The organism is Tistrella bauzanensis, assembly GCF_014636235.1.
Classification (GTDB): domain Bacteria; phylum Pseudomonadota; class Alphaproteobacteria; order Tistrellales; family Tistrellaceae; genus Tistrella; species Tistrella bauzanensis.
On the sequence record NZ_BMDZ01000021.1, the window covers coordinates 56,525 to 74,177 of the forward strand.

At 68.3% G+C, this 17,653-nt stretch carries 15 protein-coding genes and 1 pseudogene; 7 read left to right on the forward strand and 9 right to left on the reverse strand.

What is annotated here, in order from left to right:
- Positions 1-69: 69 nt before the first annotated feature.
- Positions 70-1,182, reverse strand: coding sequence for a tRNA (adenosine(37)-N6)-threonylcarbamoyltransferase complex transferase subunit TsaD (gene tsaD / locus IEW15_RS10715; protein ID WP_188577690.1), 1,113 nt, complete (start codon positions 1,180-1,182; stop codon positions 70-72).
- A 185-nt stretch (positions 1,183-1,367) separates the two neighbouring features.
- On the opposite strand from tsaD, the gene hemC reads away from it, so the two are divergent.
- From hemC to IEW15_RS10735, 4 genes are all read left to right on the forward strand, one after another.
- On the forward strand, positions 1,368-2,375 hold the full coding sequence (gene hemC / locus IEW15_RS10720; protein ID WP_188577645.1) for a hydroxymethylbilane synthase: 1,008 nt from the start codon (positions 1,368-1,370) through the stop codon (positions 2,373-2,375).
- Positions 2,376-2,432: 57 nt separating this feature from the next.
- Positions 2,433-3,206, forward strand: a complete 774-nt coding sequence (locus IEW15_RS10725) for a uroporphyrinogen-III synthase (protein WP_188577646.1) — start codon at positions 2,433-2,435, stop codon at positions 3,204-3,206.
- 204 nt (positions 3,207-3,410) lie between these two features.
- Positions 3,411-5,060: a COG4223 family protein gene (locus IEW15_RS10730; protein ID WP_188577648.1), complete on the forward strand. Its 1,650-nt coding sequence runs from the start codon at positions 3,411-3,413 to the stop codon at positions 5,058-5,060.
- On the forward strand, positions 5,057-6,610 hold the full coding sequence (locus IEW15_RS10735; RefSeq protein ID WP_188577650.1) for a heme biosynthesis protein HemY: 1,554 nt from the start codon (positions 5,057-5,059) through the stop codon (positions 6,608-6,610). Before IEW15_RS10730 ends, IEW15_RS10735 begins: the two co-directional genes overlap by 4 nt.
- A gap of 101 nt (positions 6,611-6,711) precedes the next feature.
- Here the strand turns inward: IEW15_RS10735 and IEW15_RS10740 are convergent, their stop codons facing one another.
- Entirely contained in the window at positions 6,712-7,932 is a 1,221-nt protein-coding gene (locus tag IEW15_RS10740; RefSeq protein ID WP_188577652.1) for an amidohydrolase family protein, read from the reverse strand.
- A 465-nt stretch (positions 7,933-8,397) separates the two neighbouring features.
- On the opposite strand from IEW15_RS10740, the gene IEW15_RS10745 reads away from it, so the two are divergent.
- From IEW15_RS10745 to IEW15_RS10755, 3 genes are read left to right on the forward strand one after another with little or no spacing between them, the layout of a single operon-like run.
- The gene (locus tag IEW15_RS10745; RefSeq protein ID WP_188577654.1) at positions 8,398-9,771 is read left to right on the forward strand and encodes a homocitrate synthase/isopropylmalate synthase family protein; all 1,374 of its coding nucleotides are present in this window, start codon (positions 8,398-8,400) and stop codon (positions 9,769-9,771) included.
- A gap of 5 nt (positions 9,772-9,776) precedes the next feature.
- Positions 9,777-10,469 carry a Sua5/YciO/YrdC/YwlC family protein gene (locus IEW15_RS10750; protein ID WP_188577656.1) on the forward strand — a complete coding sequence of 231 codons (693 nt, stop codon included), beginning with the start codon at positions 9,777-9,779 and terminating at the stop codon, positions 10,467-10,469.
- 54 nt (positions 10,470-10,523) lie between these two features.
- Positions 10,524-11,204, forward strand: coding sequence for a TenA family transcriptional regulator (locus tag IEW15_RS10755; protein ID WP_188577658.1), 681 nt, complete (start codon positions 10,524-10,526; stop codon positions 11,202-11,204).
- Between the two features lie 85 nt (positions 11,205-11,289).
- Here the strand turns inward: IEW15_RS10755 and IEW15_RS10760 are convergent, their stop codons facing one another.
- The 7 genes and pseudogenes from IEW15_RS10760 to IEW15_RS10790 form a co-directional block, all read right to left on the reverse strand.
- Positions 11,290-11,634 carry a cupin domain-containing protein gene (locus tag IEW15_RS10760; protein ID WP_188577660.1) on the reverse strand — a complete coding sequence of 115 codons (345 nt, stop codon included), beginning with the start codon at positions 11,632-11,634 and terminating at the stop codon, positions 11,290-11,292.
- A 20-nt stretch (positions 11,635-11,654) separates the two neighbouring features.
- Positions 11,655-12,437, reverse strand: a complete 783-nt coding sequence (locus tag IEW15_RS10765) for an ABC transporter permease (protein WP_188577662.1) — start codon at positions 12,435-12,437, stop codon at positions 11,655-11,657.
- Positions 12,438-12,441: 4 nt separating this feature from the next.
- Positions 12,442-13,710, reverse strand: coding sequence for an ABC transporter permease (locus IEW15_RS10770; protein ID WP_372402511.1), 1,269 nt, complete (start codon positions 13,708-13,710; stop codon positions 12,442-12,444).
- Positions 13,644-14,714 carry an ABC transporter ATP-binding protein gene (locus IEW15_RS10775; RefSeq protein ID WP_188577667.1) on the reverse strand — a complete coding sequence of 357 codons (1,071 nt, stop codon included), beginning with the start codon at positions 14,712-14,714 and terminating at the stop codon, positions 13,644-13,646. Before IEW15_RS10775 ends, IEW15_RS10770 begins: the two co-directional genes overlap by 67 nt.
- Before the next feature lie 129 nt (positions 14,715-14,843).
- Positions 14,844-15,899 (reverse strand): ABC transporter substrate-binding protein, encoded by a 1,056-nt coding sequence (locus tag IEW15_RS10780; protein ID WP_188577669.1) that lies wholly within the window; start codon positions 15,897-15,899, stop codon positions 14,844-14,846.
- A gap of 221 nt (positions 15,900-16,120) precedes the next feature.
- Complete coding sequence (locus IEW15_RS10785; RefSeq protein ID WP_229708003.1) at positions 16,121-16,981, reverse strand: ABC transporter permease; 861 nt, start codon at positions 16,979-16,981, stop codon at positions 16,121-16,123.
- Positions 16,982-16,992: 11 nt separating this feature from the next.
- Positions 16,993-17,577: pseudogene (locus IEW15_RS10790) on the reverse strand (ABC transporter ATP-binding protein); the annotation flags it as partial.
- Positions 17,578-17,653 lie beyond the last annotated feature (76 nt).

A 17,653-nucleotide genomic window follows, 5' to 3' on the forward strand; every position in this document is an offset into this window, starting at 1 on the left:
GTCTTAACCCTATCCCGAAAGGTCACAGCCGGGGCGATAGAACTGCATCGGCGCATCAACCGTGGTTGATCAGCCGCGATGCCGGCCGCGCCCACCGGCCGCGACCTGTTCGGCATCGGGGTCCAGCGGCCAGCGCGCCCGCGCCACCAGATCCAGCCCCTGGCCGGCATCCACCGGCCCCTGCATCAGCCGCTCGATCCCCGCCCAGGCGATCATCGCGCCGTTATCGGTGCACAGCCGGATCGGCGGCGCCACCAGATGCAGGCCATGGGTGCCGGCCACGCCGGCCAGCCGGGCGCGCAGCGCGGCGTTGGCGGCCACCCCGCCCGCCACCACCAACGCTCCGCCGCGGCCATGACCGGCGACAAAGGCTTTCGCCGCGCGGCCCACCCGGTCGGCGATGCTGTCGGCCACCGCCGCCTGAAAGCTCGCCGCCAGATCGGCCACATCCTGATGCGACAGCACCTTCAGGCGCTGCGCCTCCTGGCGGATCGCGGTCTTCAGCCCCGAGAACGAGAAATCGCAGTCCGGCCGGCCGATCATCGGCCGGGGAAAGGCGAAGCGCGCCGGATCGCCGGTCGCGGCCGCCCGCTCCACCGCCGGCCCGCCCGGATAGCCCAGCCCCAGCAGTCGCGCGGTCTTGTCGAAGGCCTCGCCCACCGCATCGTCGATGGTGGCGCCCAGGCGGCGATAGCGGCCATGGCCGGTGACCTCGGCGATCAGGCAGTGCCCACCCGATACCAGCAGCAGCAGGAACGGAAAATCGACTCCGTCGGTCAGCCGCGCGGTCAGGGCATGGGCCTCCAGATGGTTGATGCCGATCAGCGGCACCCCCGCCCCCAGCGCCAGGCCCTTGGCGGTCATCAGCCCCACCATCACGCCGCCGATCAGCCCGGGGCCGCTGGTGACCGCGATCGCATCCAGCCCGCCCAGCGTCATCCCCGCCTCCGCCATCGTCGCCGCCACCAGCCGGTCCAGATGGTCGATATGGGCGCGGGCGGCGATTTCGGGCACCACGCCGCCGAAACCCTTGTGTTCGTCGATCTGCGACAGCACCAGATGGGCGCGGATATGGCCCAGCGGCCGGCCCTCGCCGGCGCGCGCGGCCGGGTCCGACACCACCACCGCGGCGGCGGTCTCGTCGCAGCTGCTCTCGATCCCAAGGCAGATCAGCGGCCGCATCGACGGGGCGGAACTGGTCTCTCCGACGGCATTCCCAACGGTATATGTGGCGGTCCGGGCGGTCATCAGGCAGGTTTCCCGCAATGTCGGCCGGTCATGGCCGGTCATCCGCGGCAAGAGGTAGCGGCTCCCGGCGCCGATTACCACTTCCCAAACCGCAATTCAGGCACTAACACAGGCCCGTCATGGTCACGCATCCGCTTCTCCGTATCGGCACCCGCGGCAGCCCGCTCGCCCTTGCACAGGCGAACGAGGTGCGCGGCCGGCTGGCCGCCATCGATCCCGACCTCGCCCGCACGGGTGCGGTCGAGGTCGTCGTCATCCGCACCACGGGCGACCGGGTGCAGGACCGCACCCTCGTGGAACTGGGCGGCAAAGGCCTGTTCACCAAAGAGATCGAGGAAGCGCTGATCAGCGGCGCCATCGATCTGGCGGTGCATTCCATGAAGGACATGCCGACCGAGCTGCCGCCGGGGCTGATCATCGGCGCGCTGCTGCCGCGTGAAGACCCGCGCGATGCCTTTCTGTCGCTGACCGCCGCCACCCTCGACGACCTTCCCGCCGGCGCCGTGGTCGGCACCGCCAGCCTGCGCCGCCAGGCCCAGCTTCTGGCCGCCCGCCCGGATCTTGTCGTCGTGCCGGTGCGCGGCAATGTCCAGACCCGGCTGGAACGACTGCGCGAGGGGCGGATGGACGCCACCCTGCTGGCCATGGCCGGCCTGAACCGCCTGAAGCTGACCGAGGTCGTCCGCAGCCCGATCGACCCGGCGGTGATGCTGCCGGCGGTCGCCCAGGGCGCCATCGGCATCGAATGCCGCGCGGCCGATGATCGCACGGCCGGGTGGGTGCGGGCACTGAACGATCCGGAAACCGCGATCGCGGTTGAGGCCGAGCGCGGCCTGCTGGCGGTGCTCGATGGTTCCTGCCGCACGCCGATCGCGGCGCTGGCTGTGCGGCCGGCATCGGACGAGGCCGCCGGCACGATAACTCTGACCGGCCGGGTCGCCAGCCCCGATGGCGCCACCCTGCTTGAAGAACACCTGACCGCCACGGTCGGGCGGGGCGACACCGCCGCCGCCCAGGCGCTCGGCCGACGCGTGGGGCAAGCCCTGCGCGACCGTGCCGGCGACGATATCGCCCGCTGGGCCGCGGGCGTGACCGGCCAGTGGGTGCCGGGCAGCGGCCCCGCCTGACCGGCAACCGCCGCCCCCACAGCCTGGCCCATCCGTAACGGAGCCTCCGATCCCGTCATGCGCATTCTGGTGACCCGACCGATCGACGACGCGCAGCACCTTGCGGAGCAGCTGCACCGCATGGGCCATCAGGCCATGATCGCGCCGTTGATGACCGTGCGCTATCGCCCGATCCCCGATCTGGAACGGGTGCTCGATCGCGCGCAGCGCGTGCTGCTGACCAGCGCCAACGGCGCCCGATCGCTGGCCCGCGCCACCGATCGTCGCGATCTGAAGCTCGCCACCGTCGGCCGCGCCACGGCCGAGGCCGCGCGCCGCGCCGGCTTCACCCGCATCGACGTGGCCGGTGGCGATGCCGACCGGCTGACCGAGCTGTGCGCCCAGCGCTATAACCCGGCGGAAGGGCCGCTTGCCCATATCGCCGGCAGCGTGGTCACCGGCCGGCTGGGTGAGCGGCTGGCGGCACTGGGCTTCCTGGTCGAGCGTCGGGTGGGCTATGACGCCGCCGCGATCGGCGAGTTGCCGCCGCCGGTGGCCGACGGGCTGGCGCATGGGCAGATCCCGGCGGTGATGCTGTTCTCGCCCCGCACCGCGCGGCTGTTCCTCGACGAGATCGAACGGATCGGCATCGCCAGCCGTTTCACCCGCATCGACGCCCTGTGCCTCAGCCCGGCCGTGGCCGAGATGGCGGCGGGCCTGCCCTGGCGGCGGCTGCTGATCGCGGCCGAACCCGCCGGCGAGGCGATGCTGGCGCTGATCGACCATGCCGGCCCGAACGGCACGCCACCCCCCGGCCACGAGCCGGCCCATGATCCGGCGGGCCGGGGATAGGGCGCGGCCCCCTCCACCTGCGCCAGAGACCTCCACCTGCGCCAGAGATCTTCATCTGTGCAAGAATTCACGACGGCACATCGGAACCGGAAGGGGGAGCCGCGTGGTTGAGGCCACGCGGCTTGCCTCGACGTGCCCGATGCGCGACAAAGGGTGCAAGCCGACCGCCTCGGCGGGGGATGCCGACCAGACGGAGACCGCCCGATGACCGACAGCCGGACGCCGAAACCGGGAAAGACCGGCAGCGATGCCGCGAAGACAGATGCCAAAGACGCCGAGGCTGCCAAGGCCGCAGCCGTGACCCAGGGTCCGATCGCCGGGGACCTGTCCCCCGCCGCCGACGCATCCGCGTCCGCATCCAGTGCTCCCGGAACCGGTGCCGATGGTGGTGCCTCCTCACCGGCCACGACGTCACCCGCAACCTCCCGGCCGACGGCGAGCGTGCCGCCCACGGGCGCATCCCGGCCAGACAGCGCCACGACCGATAAGGCCACGAGTGACAAGACGACGACCGGCAAGGCCCCGGCTGGCAAGACCACGACTGGTAAGACCACGACTGGCAAGACCGAGGCCGACCTGTCCCCGCCGGCTGACACCCAGCCGGCGGCCGCACAGCCAGCCGGCCGGCTGGTGACGCCGCAGCCGGGCGGCGGCCCGGCCCGGCACAGCGGTGCCGGCCGCGCGGCGCTGGGTGTATCGGTTCTGGCGCTGATGCTGGTGGTGATCGCGGGCGTTATGGTCACCGCCGCCCCCGAGCGGGTGCGCGGGCTGATCGATGCCGCCCCGGCGGGCGTGGAGCCGGCGCTGGGCGACCGGATCAGCGCGCTTGAACAGCGGCTCGACCAGGGGCCGCCCGACACGGCCGCGCTGGAACAGCGGCTCGGCGCTGTGGAGAGCGGGCTTCAGTCGCTGAACGGCGACCGGCTGGCCGAGCGGGTCGCGGCGCTGGAAGATGCCACCGCACGCATGGAGGCGCTGACCCAGACCGTGCAGCGCCTTGAGGCCGAGCTCAGCCGCACCGCCGACACCGCCGCCCGGATCGGACCGGTCGAGAACCGGCTGGCCACGGTTGAGGGCGCCACCCGCAATCTGTCGGACCGCGCCGCCCTGGCCGAAAGCCGGCTGGCCGACACGCCCACCGCCGATGCCATGCGCCTGACCGCGCTGGCCCTGGCCGATGCCCAGCTATCGGACGCACTCGATGCCGGGCGCGCCTTCGAGGGGCCGCTGGGCGCGATCCGCGCCCTTGGCCGCGGCAATCCGGCGATCATCGATGCCGTTGACCGGCTGATGCCGATGGCGGCGGCGGGTGTCGCCACCCGCGCCGATCTGGCAAGCCGCTTCAAGGCGCTGGTGCCCGACATCCTGCAGGCGGCCGAGACCCGCCCTGCCGCGGACGACGTGGTGGGCGGCGTGCTGTCGGAACTGCGCGGGCTGGTCACGGTGCGCCGCACCGGCCAGCAGGCCGCCAGCGGCAGCGATGCCGCGGCCGAGGCCGATCTGACCCTGGCCGCGATGGAACGGCGCATCGCCGCCGGCGACCTGCAAGGCGCCATCGCCCGGTCCGGCGACCTGCCGCCCGCGGCGCAGGAGCGCGCCCGGGGCTGGCTCGACGCCGCCCGCGCCCGGGTGGAGGCGGAAGCCGCCGCCGCCGCCCTGGGCGACGCCGTGTCCGAGAGCTTCGAGGCGGGGGCACGTGAAACTGCGTCCATGCCCGCCGCTCCCGAGGCTGCGCCCGAAGAGCCCGCCGCCGAACCCGCTTCGTCCGAAGCGGCCCCGCCGCCCGCATCCACCCCCTCTTCCGAACCGGCATCCGGTGCCGACACCAACAGCCATGGTGAGGCCGCTCAATGATCCGTGTGGTTCTGCTGGTACTGGTCATCATCGTCCTCAGCCTTGCAGGCGCGTGGGTAGCCGATCATCCGGGCACCTTGACCCTCGACTGGCTGGGCTGGCGGATCGATACCACCGTCGCGGTGGCCCTGGCGGTGACCCTGCTGGCGCTGGTGGCGCTGGCGCTGGTCTGGCGGCTGGTGGCCTCGGTGGTCACCGGCCCGCGCAGCTATATGCGCCGGCGCGCCGAGCGCCGCCGCCAGCGCGGACTGAAGGCGATGACCCAGGGGCTGGCCGCCGTGGCCGCCGGCGATGCGCGCGATGCCCGTCGCATGTCGGCCCGCGCCGAACGACTGCTCGATGCCCAGCCGCTGGCCGATATGCTGGCCGCGCAATCGGCCCAGCTGGCCGAAGACCCGACCGAGGCCACCCGTCGCTGGACGCGGATGCTGGAGCATGAGGAAACCGCCGAACTGGGCCTGCGCGGTCTGGCCGCGCTGGCCCGTCGGCAGGGCGATGGCACCGCCGCCGTGGCGCGCGCGCGGGACGCGCTGGCAAAGCGCCCCGGCACGCGCTGGGCGCTTGAGACGGTGTTCGAGGTGAAGCTGGACGAGGGCGACTGGGCCGAAGCCGAGGCGGCGCTGACCGCCCTTGAGCGTCACAAGCATCTCGACCGCGAGCAGTCGCGCCGCCGGCAGGCGGCCCTGGAGATTGAACGGGCCCGGGCCGAAAGCGCCGCCGGCGCCCATGACGACGCGATGAACCGGGCGCGCGCCGCCATCCGGCTGGCGCCCGAGCGCCCGGAAGCCGCGATCACTCAGGTCGAGGTGGCGATCGCCGCCGGCAAGCTGCCCAATGCCCGCAAGATGATCGAACAGAACTGGGCCGCCGCGGCACATCCTCAGCTGGGCCGGCTGTATGTCGACCTGCTGGGCACGGAAAGCAACGCCACCGACCGGGCGAAGCGGGCCCGGGATCTTGCCCAGATCGCCCCCAATCTGCCGGAAAGCCGGCTGCTGGTGGCGGAAACCGCGCTGGATGCCGGCATTCTTGGCGTGGCACGCGATGCCGCCAACAAGATCGCGGTCGCCGATCGTGACACCCGCGCCGAGCGCGTCGCCGCCCGCGCCGCCGAGGCCGAGGGCGACTGGCAATCCGCCGCCCAGGCCTGGCAGCGCGCCGCCGATGCCCGCCCGGCGCCCGGCTGGCTGTGCAGCAGTTGCGGCACCATGCACCGGCGCTGGGAGGCGGTCTGCGACCATTGCGGCAGCTTCGACACGGTCGCCTGGCGTCATCCGGCAGCGGCGGCGGTTGCCACCGGCCGCGCGCCGGTGTCGGCGGCGGCCGGCACCACCGGTCACCCCGCCCCGTCGTCCAACCCGGCCTCATCATCCCGCCCGGCCTCCTCATCCCGCCCGGCCTCCTCATCCCGCCCGGCCTCCTCATCCCGCCCGGCTTCCTCATCCCGCCCCGACCCGTCATCAGGTGCCGAGGCTCCGGCGCCGACCGATATCCGCCCGCCGCTCGACGCTGCAGCGCCGACACCGGGCCGGCCACCGGCCGCCGCCTGACCACGACAAACCCCGCCACCCCGGCAATGGCCGGCATGGCGGGGTTTCGATCGATCAGCCGGCGATGTGACGGTCAGGCTGCGATGGGGCGGCCAGGCAGATCAGCGCGCGGCAGCGCCGGCCTTGCCGAAATACACGTCCTCGGGCTTGAAGCCATAGAAGCGCATCGCATTCGGGCCGAAGATCAGGTCTTTCTGATCGTCGGGCACGTCGTCGCGCTCGCGGATCGAACTGAACGCCTCGCCCAGCTTGCCGCCGGCATAATGGGTATGCGGAAAGTCTGCGGCCCCCAGGATGCGGTTGGGACCGATCAGATTGGTGAAATCGGCCAGGTTGGCCTCGTCACCCTCGACTGTGAAATAGATCTCACGCTCGCGGATATATTCCATCGGTGACTTCTCGGCCGGCCAGACCTCGGCCGCGGGCGTCACCCGCCACTTGTCCATCCGGTCCATCACCGTCGGGAACCAGCTCGCGCCCCCTTCCAGGAAGCCCACCTTCAGCGATTTAAAGCGGTCGAGGATGCCGCCGCCCAGGAAGCTGAAGAAGCCGAACACGATGGTCAGCTCGAAATTCAGGATGAAAGCCGCGGCCGGGCTGTCCAGCCCCTCGCCGATGCCGTCATGCGCCCAGCCGACATGCACGCAGACCGGCAGGCCCACCTCTTCGGCCGCGGCCCAGACCGGGTCGAAGCGTCGGTCGTGCAGCAGCACCGACCCCACCGTGCCCAGCACCATCAGGCTGCTGGCGCCCAGCGCCTTGGCACGATGAACTTCCTTCACCGCCAGATGCGGCAGGCGCATCGGCAGCAGTGCCGCCCATTTCAGGCGGTCGGGCCGTTGACCGCAGGTTTCCGCCATATGGCTGTTATAGGCGCGCATCAGCGCATCCTCGAACAGTGGATCGCGGGTCAGCGGCTGCAGGAACAGCGTCGAATAGATCGTCGCCACGTCCAGCTGGATCTCGTCCATCTTGGCGCAATAGGCGTCGATGTCCAGAATGCCCTGAATGGCGGTGCTGACCGGTTTCAGCCGCGCGTAATCGGTGGTGATCGGGCTGGCATGGCACGATGCCTGATAGCCCTGCATCTTGGGGCGCATCTCGCCATCGATCAGCCAGGCATAGTTGCGCTGGGTGCGGTGTGCGATCATGTCGCCGATATGGACGATCTTCGGCCGCCGGTGCCAGAATGCGCGGTCGAGATGTTCAAAAATTCCGTCATGATCCTCGATATGTGAATCCGCATCGATGAACGGGTGCTTCTTTTCGGCGGACGCAAAGGCGCCGCGCTGTTCCTGGTTCGGAACGGACTGATAGGTCATCGGACTGCTCCGCCTCGCTTGATGCCGGGCTTGTACCGCGTGACACCCCGGTATCCGTCTCACATATTGAAACGGCTCGGACATATCACCTTATGCGCGAATATCCGTGGCTCACTCCAACCAAAAATGATTGCCATAAATGGCATTGTCAATTTTTACGATCATTTTATACGCGAAATAATGATGATATACCCTATCTGAGCAACTATAGCGATTGTGGTTTCGCGATACGATATGCCTCCGGCAGATCCACGCGTCCAGGTTGAGCAAAGCGCTTGCCGTTTAGATAACGATGCTTTAGGTTGATCTATAGAAAATCAGATCAACTAATATACCATATACGATGCGAACGGAGCCGTAGAAGCGCATGACGGCAGCCGATCCCGTGGGGGTTCGGTGGCTGGACAGACATGCCTGAAACCGCCCGCGACACCAGGGCAGCCATGCACGGACCATGGATCAACCATGGCCGGCATCACGGTGTCGCGGCGGGACAGCCGGACGGAACCCAGCGGATCGGCCCCGGCGCCGATAGCGCAGGACGCGCGGCACAAGGTGGGCTTGACCACGGTGGGCGAGGATCTTGGACATGATCGCGGCGGGCAGCCGCCGCTCATGATCAAACACGCCCGGGCAGGGGTGGACGACATGCATCACGATCTTCCCCAGGCGTCGCGGATGCGCGATGCCTGGCTGGTCGATGCCGCGCTGGCCGATGGCCGGGGTGCGATGGCATCGACACAATGCCGCCAGCAGGTTCTGGTCCGCCTGGACCGGCTTGGCGTCCATGCCGCCGTGATCGGCTATCCGGCGGTGCGCCCGGCCGATCGCGCGCTGCTGGCCGAAAGCCGCGGGATATGCCGGCAGATCATCCGCATCTGCGCCACGGCCCCTGAGGATGCCGAAGCCCTGGCCGGCATTCTTCGCGACGCCGCCGCCACCGCCACAGCCGGCGACCCGCCGGTCGATGCATTGGTGGAATGCAGCACCGATCCAGCCCTCGATCGGGGCGTGGCGGGTGCTGCCGATCCGGTGGGCGGGCTTGGCCGCGCCGTTGCCGTGCTGCGCGGGATCGCACAGGTGCATGTCGTCTTCGCCGCCCTGGCCACGGCCGCCCCCGACCGCCTGCGGGCCATGGTCCAGGCGGCCTTGCTGAACGGCGCCCGCAGCCTGATCCTGGCCGATACCACCGGCCGGATGCTGCCGGTCGAAACCGCGGCCGCGGTGGCGGTGCTGCGCAGCCTCGCCGGCCCCGACGTCGCGGTGATCGCCGCCCCCGCCGATGATCTGGGGCTGGCCACCGCCAATGCGCTGGCGGCCATCGGCGCCGGTGCCACCGGCGTGATGGGCGCCATCGGCGGCCTGGGCGAACGCGCCGGACTGGTGGCGCTGGAAGAGATCGCGACCGCGATCCGCTATCGCCCCGACCACACCTGCCTTGCCCACGACATCGATCTGGCCCTGATGTCGGAAGCCGGCCAGGACATCGCCGCGGCGCTGGCGGTCGATCTTGGCCGCAACAAGGCGGTGCTGGGCGATTACGTCTTCGGCACCGCCGCCGGCCTGCATCAGCATGGCCTGCTCAACCACCCGATCACTTACGAATACCTGGACCCCGCCGATTTCGGACGGGAACGCCGAATCCTGATCGGCCGCCATTCCGGGCGCGCGGTGCTGCGGTCACGGCTGACCGAGGCCGGTATCAACTTCGCGCCCGACCAGCTGGAAGCGGTCTATCAGGCGGTGATGCGCAGCCCCGACCCTGAGCGGTTCAACGACAATGCCGATCTGGTGGCGCTCTACCGCCAGTTGGCTGCCCATGACATTCAAGGAGCGTGAGACCGATGCAGGTAGCACTTGGCGAACCCGACGACGAGATCATCGACGATGGCGAGGTCGAGCATGTGCTCGATGTGATCCGTGGCGGCGGCCTGACCCTGCTGAAAGCGAATATCGGCTATGGGCTCATCGGCCATACCGAACGCTCGATCCGGCGGATGTACGAGGTGAAGGGCAGGCCGCTCACCAATCCCTGCATCACCATCGGCAATCTTGAAGTGCTGCGCGATCTGGTGATCCCGCTGGACCCGCGACTGCTCGACTGGATCGCCGAGGTGTCGGAGATGACCACGCTCGCGGTCATCAACCGGCTCAACCCCGACAGCCGCCTGTTCAACCGGCTGACGCCCCATGTCCGGCGTCAGTGCAGCGAGAACGGCACCGTCGCCACCTTCATCCGGACCGGCGCCTTCGTCGATAAGCTGGTGGAAAAGGGGCTGGCCGAGGATCTGCTGCTGGTCGGCTCGTCGGGCAACATCTCGTCGACCGGCAATCGCTATACATTCGCCGACGTCCAGCCTCCGGTTCTGGAGGGGGTGGATTTCTGGCACGAGAAGGGCGACGCCAAGTATCGGAATGATCAGAAACTGGCGACGAGCATCGTCAATCTGACCAATTTCACGTTCCGGCGCAAAGGTGTGAACCACGAATACATCGAGCAAAGCCTCGCGGACTTCCGGTCCCGGACCGGCATCTGATATTACATTTCAGATGCATATGACTGTCGCAGCAGACCATCGGGGAAATGAGTGATGTCCGACTACTTCGAAGAGTTCGACCGTATCATCCAGGCCAACAAGTATTCCCGCCATTCCTTCGTGACCGAAATCGAAGCCGGACGCGTGACGCGCGAGCAGATGAAGCGCTGGGCGATTCAGAAATACCATCAGGTCTATCTTCAGAACAGCTGCTACAGCGGCATCCACGCCAATGCCTGGTACGAGGATGTCCGCGCCTTCGAGATGGAACAACTGATCGCCGAGGAAACCGACATCGCCGATGGCAGCGAGAGCCATTACAACCTGATGAAGCGCTTCGCCATCGCGTTGGGCGCCACGGACGCGGAAATCAAGGCGACGCCGGTGGCACCGGAAGTCTGGGATTTCGTCACCTATCTGGTCGGCCATTGCCGCAACAATCATTTCGTCTACGGCATCCTGTCGATCTATGTGAACGAAAGCCAGACCTCGGAAAGTGCCATGAAGATGTATCGCGCACTCGGGTCCACCTTCCAGCTCGACGACCATGCGCTTGAATGGTTCCTGGTCCATGGCGAGGCCGATATCGAGCACTCGTCCCACGCCAAGGATCTGATCGTGAAATACGCCCATGAGGCGCCGAACTTCGAATGGCGAGGCCGGCAGGTGGTGGAGACCGGATCGAAGATGTGGACCAAGCTCCACGACTTCTATTACGGCGTCATCAGCCACTGACCGCCAGCCACGCCCGGGGCCGCCGCGACAACTTGGGGGAGATTGTCGCGGCGGCGTCTTTTTGTGTGGAAGGCAATCCGTCCCCTCAATCCCGCGCCACATAATCCTTGCGCGTGGTCTCGATCACCGCCCATGTCCCGGTGAAGCCGGCGCGCAGGATGAAGCTGTCGCCGGCGGTCACCTCGCGGGGCTTACCGCCATCCTCGGTGATCACCGAGCGACCGGCGAGGATACGGCAATATTCCCAGTGGTCGCTGGTGAAGCGCCATGTGCCGGGGGTCGCCTCCCAGATGCCGGCCGAGACGCCGTCGCCCAGGTCTTCGAGCGCCCAGAGTTTGAACCGGGGCGTGCCCGAGATCACCGCGTCCGGGTTGGGAGCGGACTCCTCCGGCGGCATGTCACCGGTCTGCATCGTGAAAAACCGCGTCATGAGAGTTGGCTTTCGATCGGTCAGCGCGCGGCGGCGGGGCCGCGCCGCTTCATCAGGAACAGGATCAGGGCAACCGCGACCGTGCCGACGATGAACAGGAAGGCGGCGGCGGCGATCGCCGGGCTGATGTTCTCGCGGATGGTCGAAAACATCTGCCGGGCCAGGGTGCGCTGATTGGGGCCGGCGACGAACAGGGTCAGCACCACCTCATCCAGCGAGGTGGCGAAGGCCAGCACCGCCCCCGACAGCACCCCCGGCAGGGCCAGCGGCAAGGTCACCCGGCGGAACACCGTCAGCGGTGTGGCGCCCAGGCTCTGAGCCGCGCGTTCCACCCGGCGATCGATGCCGGACAGCGCGCCGGTCACGCTGACCACCACGAACGGCATCGCCACCACCGCATGGGCGATGATCACGCCGATATAGCTGCTGGCGATGCCAAGCCGCACGAACAGCACCTGCATGCCCACCCCCAGCACCACCGCCGGCACCACCATCGGCAGCAGGAACAGGGTCCGCGCCACTCCCGCCAGCGGCAGATGGCGGTTGCGCAGGCCAAGCGACGCGGCGGTGCCGAGCACGGTTGCGAGCAGCGTGGCGCCGCCGCCGATGATCAGGCTGTTGACGATCGACCGCTGCCACGCTGCCGCGGTCACCAGTTCGTCGAACCAGCGGGTCGAGAAGGCGGGGATCGGGTATGACAGGAAGACGCTGGAGGTGAAGGCCAGCGGCAGGATGGCGATCAGCGGTGCGATCAGGAACACCACCACCGCCACAGCGAACAGGAACCGGATCGGTGCGGGCATGGCCTTACGCCCTCCCCGGCTGTTCGGCCGACAGGCGGCCATAGACGGCATAGAGCAGGATGGTCACCACCAGCAGCACCAGCCCCAGAGCCCCTGCCATGCCCCAATTGGCCGAGCCGGTGGCATAGAAGGCGATGACCGAGCTGATCATCTGGTCGCTCGGGCCCCCGATCAGCGCCGGGGTGATATAATAGCCGATGGCGGTCATGAACACGAGCAGCGCACCCGATGCCAGGCCCCGGGCGCTGAGCGGCAGCACCACCCTCACGAAGGCCCTGAACGGATTGGCGCCCAGCGATTGCGCCGCCGGCACCAGATTCTTCGGAATCGACAGCAGCACGCTATAGATCGGCAGCACCATGAATGGCAGCAGCACATGGGTCATCGCGATCACCACACCCAGCCGGTTGAAGATCAGCGGCAGCGGTTCGCTGATCAGCCCCAGGCTTTGCAGCGTGTCGTTGATCAACCCGTTTTCCTGCAGGATCACGAACCACGCCGCCGTGCGCACCAGCAGCGAGGTCCACAGCGGCAGCAGCACCGCCGCCAGCAGCAGGTTGCGCCGCCAGCCCTCGGCGGCGGCGATCAGCATCGCGTAAGGATACCCGATCACCGCGCAGGCCAGGGTGACAAGGGCCGCGATCCAGAAGGTGCGCAGCATGATCACCCGGTTCGCCGAGGCTTCATCCGGCATCGAGACGATCTCGCCCGCCGGATCGCGGACCAGATCGACGGCCGCCAGCAGATTGCGGTCGGTATAGGGCGTGAGCGCGCCGGTGATCGCCAGCCAGTAGCGCGGCTGGTCCCAGCGCCGGTCGATGGCGGCAAGGTCGGGCACGGTACCACCCGTGGCCTCGTCTGCCACCGTCAGCCTGCCGTCCTGAACAGCGCTGATGGTCTTCGACATCAGGGTGCGGAAACCCGATTGGGCGCTGTTCAGCCGCCGGACCATGTCGCCCACCGCCTGGGTGTCGGTGGCGGCCGCCAGATCGGCGACGATGGCCGCCTGCATGGCCGGCGTCGGCGGCGTCTGGCCGTCCCAGCCGGCGGCGGCCTCCGCCGTGCGCGGCAGGATGCGCAGCACCGCCGGGTCCGACACCGCCTGCGACATCATCGTCACCAGCGGCCAGACGAAGAATACCGCCAGAAACAGCAGCAGGGGCGCGATCAGCAGACCGGCGCCGGCGATCTTCGGCCGCCGGCCGCTCATGGCGCGATCACCCGGCAATCGGCCGGCTGGAAGGTCGCATGGACCTGCGCGCCCGGCTGCCATTCGCGTGATTTGCGATCCAGGCGCACCGTGAAGCCGTGGCCGCCGCCATCCAACTGCACCCGCAGATGGTCGCCCTGATAGATGCAGTCGGTGACCCGTGCCGCAAGCGTGTTGCCGGTTGGCGCCGGCTGGTCGGCAAGCTCTATCCGTTCGGGCCGGATCGACAGCAGCACCGGCTGGCCGGCCGAGACCGGATCGGCGATCGCAGCCATCACATGGCCGCCCGCCGCCAGGGCGATACGCGCCTCGGTGGCGCCGGCCGCCTCGACCGTGCCTTCGACAAGATTGGTCTCGCCGATGAATTCGGCGACGAAACGGCTGCGCGGCTCGTCATAGATCGCGCGCGGGCTGCCGATCTGGGCGATCCGGCCGCGGTTGAACACCGCGATCCGGTCCGACATGGTCAGCGCTTCCGACTGGTCGTGGGTCACGAAAACGATGGTCAGGCCCAGCCGGTTATGCAGGGCGCGGATGTCGAGCTGCATCTGTTCGCGCAGTTGCTTGTCAAGCGCGCCCAGCGGCTCGTCCATCAGCACCACCCGGGGCTCGAACACCAGGGCCCGGGCCAGCGCCACCCGCTGCTGCTGGCCGCCCGACAATTGTGCCGGCCGGCGATCGCTCAGCGTCTGCAACTGCACCATGTCCAGCACCCGTGCCACCCGCTCGCGGATCTCCGCCCGGCCGGTGCCGCGCATCTGAAGCGGGAAGGCGACGTTCTCCGCCACAGTCATATGCGGGAACAGGGCATAGCTCTGGAAGACCACGCCCATGTCGCGCCGGTGCGCCGGCAGGTCGTTGATCGGCTGGCCGTCGATCAGGATCGCGCCGGAACTCGGCTGTTCGAACCCGGCCAGCATCATCAGCAAAGTGGTCTTGCCCGAACCCGATGGCCCCAGCAGGCTGACGAACTCACCCTCGGCGATGTCGAGCGACAGATCGTCGACCACCCGCAGATTGCCATAGGATTTGCTGATCCGGTCGAATCGGATACGAAGATTGGCCAACGGCGTCCTCCAACGGAACCTCGTGATCAGGCGGCGGAGGCGGGCGGACGATCGTGCGGGGGGCCGACGTCGCGCCGGGCGGGTGTCAGCACCCGCCCCTCGCGCCGACATTGGCTGCGGTCTGGCGGATCAGCGCGCCAGCCAGGCGTTGAAGCGCCCAGTCAGTTCCTCGGAATTGTCGATCCAGAAATCGACGTCGAGCGGGATGGCCTCGGCGATATTGGCCTCGGCCGTCGGCAGGTCGGTGGCATATTGCGGGTCGACCCTGGCCGCCGCCTCGGTGTTGGGCAGGCCATAGGCGATGGCGGCCGGCAGCTTGATCATGTTGTCGGGCGTGCTGGCGAAGGCGATGTAATCCTGGCCCGCCGCCGCATTCTCGGCATCCTTCAGCACCACCCAGCTATCGATCGCATAGATGCTGCCCGGCCAGACCACCTTGAACTGGCGGCCCTCGCTCTTGTTGATCGCGGTGATCCGGCCGTTATAGGCCGAGGTCATCGCCACCTCGCCCGAAGCCAGCAATTGCAGCGGCTGGGCGCCAGCTTCCCACCAGACCAGGTTGGGGCTCAACTCATCCAGCTTCTTGAAGGCGCGATCCACGCCTTCCGGCGTCGACAGCACGTCATAGACCTCGTCCTTGGCGACGCCATCGGCGAGCAGGGCGAATTCCAGCGTGTATTTGGCGCCCTTGCGCAAACCGCGCTTGCCGGGGAATTTCTCGACATTCCAGAAATCGGCCCAGGATGTCGGGCCTTCGGCCAGCTTGGCGGCGTCATAGGCCATCGCGGTCGACCAGACGATGGCACCCACGCCGCATTCGCTGCCGGACTGGGGCAGGTACTTGTCCTTGCCGCCCATCTTCGCCCAGTCGATCGTCTCGAACAGCCCGTCGGAGCAACCCAGCGCCAGTTCCTCGGCCTCGACCTGCACGACATCCCAGTTGGGCGCGCCGGCCTTCACCTTCGATTGCAGCACGCCAAAGCCGCCATCCCACGACTCGTCCAGCACCGGCTTGCCGGTCTTTTCGGCGAAGGGTTTGAAGTATATCTCGCGCTGTGCGTCCTGATAATTGCCACCCCAGGACACAACGGTCAGATCCCGTGCCATCGACGGCTGAGCCGCCATGATACACAGCCCCGCCAGAAATGCTCCGCCGGTCGCAAGTCTTCCAAATGCAGTCGTCATCAGGAACAGCCTCCCCTGGCTTCCCTCGGCCTCGCCCCCCTCGGGACAGGGATCACCGGCCACGCTCCCCATGGCGACTTGGTGATCTCGAATGGCCCCAAGGACCGCAATTGCTGCATCTTTTCGAAGTCACTGCAAGAATTTTCATGGCGTGTTCACGAATGCCCGATGCCTCAGTCCAGGCGGGCCTCCGTCCAGGCGGGCCTCAGTCCAGCAGGGCCTCATTCCCCCGACCCGAACAGCCGCCCGTCGCGGCGGGCGGCATGGATCGCCCGGGCAAAGGTCCATCCGGCCACCACCGCCAGCACCGCGTCCAGCGCGAAGGCTGCCGCCAGATGCCGCCAGGGGGTGGCGCCGTCGATCAGCACCTGACGCATACCTTCGAAGATATGCGCCGAGGGCAGCGCCCAGGCGACCGGCTGCAACCATTCGGGCAGCACCTCGATCGGATAATAGATGCCCGAGATCGGCTGCAGCACGAAGATCGCCGCCCAGGCCAGCCCCTCGGCGCCCAGCCCCACCCGCAGCAGCAGGCCGGCGACCATCAGCCCGATCGACCAGCCCATGATCATCAGCGCCGCCAGAAAGGGCAGCAGCGACCAGCCCAGCGCCAGCAGGTTGAAATGATACAGCGGCCAGGCCAGCACCGCCGCGGCACCCGTGCCGATCATCACCCGGATCGCCGCCACCGACACCATCGCGGTGACCATCTCCCACGGTCGGATCGGGCTGACGAACAGGGTGGCGAGATTGCGCGCCCAGATCTCTTCGAGCAGCGCCAGATTGATGCCCAGTTGCGACCGGAACAGCACCTCCCACAGCAGCAATCCGGAGAGCAGCACCCCGGCCGCCTGCGCCAGCCAGTCGGTCCGCGCGGCCAGGAACAGGGTGATCAGGCCCCACAGCAGCATCTGCATCGTCGGCCAGTAGACGATTTCCAGCAGCCGCGCCCACGATCCGAACAACAGCCGCAGATGGCGCAGGGTCAGGGCATGGATGCGCATCATCGAGGCATGCGCCCCGCTCACCCGCTCGGGCGTGTGGCCAAGCGCCGCTTCCATGGCGGCGGTGGGCTTCGCCATGCGTTCCGTATTCATGCATCCTCCGCGCGGGCGACATCCAGAAACACGTCCTCAAGGCTGGACCGGCCATAGCGCGCCAGCAGCTCGGCCGGCGTGCCGTCATCGACCACCCGGCCGGCGCGCATCATCAGCACCCGGTGCGCCAGCCGCTCCACCTCGCCCATATTGTGGCTGGCCAGCAGGATGGCGGCGCCTGAAAGGTCGCGGAACCGTTCCAGCAGCCCGCGCAGCCGGTCGCCGGTATCGGGGTCGAGCGAGGCGGTGGGTTCGTCGAGCAGCAGCAGATCCGGGCTGTTCAGCATCGCCTTGGCCAGCGACACCCGGGTCTTCTGCCCGGCCGACAGCCGCCCGGTCGGCCGGTCGAGCAGCGCATCCAGGTCGAAGGCCGCCGAAATCTCGCGCACCCGCTGCCCGGGCCGGCGGATGCCATACAGCCGGGCATAGGTGTCGAGGTTCTGGCGCACGCTCAGCCGGTGCGGCAGATCGACATAGGGCGACGAGAAATTCATCCGCGGCAGAGCGTGGCGGCGGTCGCGGGTGGCATCGCGGCCGAACAGCAGCACCCGCCCGGCGCTGGGGGTCACCACCCCTAAGAGCCCAACCGAAAATTATGTTGAGTGATTTCAGCGGCTTGTGATTCTCTGTGGTTTGCGAAGACGACGGAGGATCGTA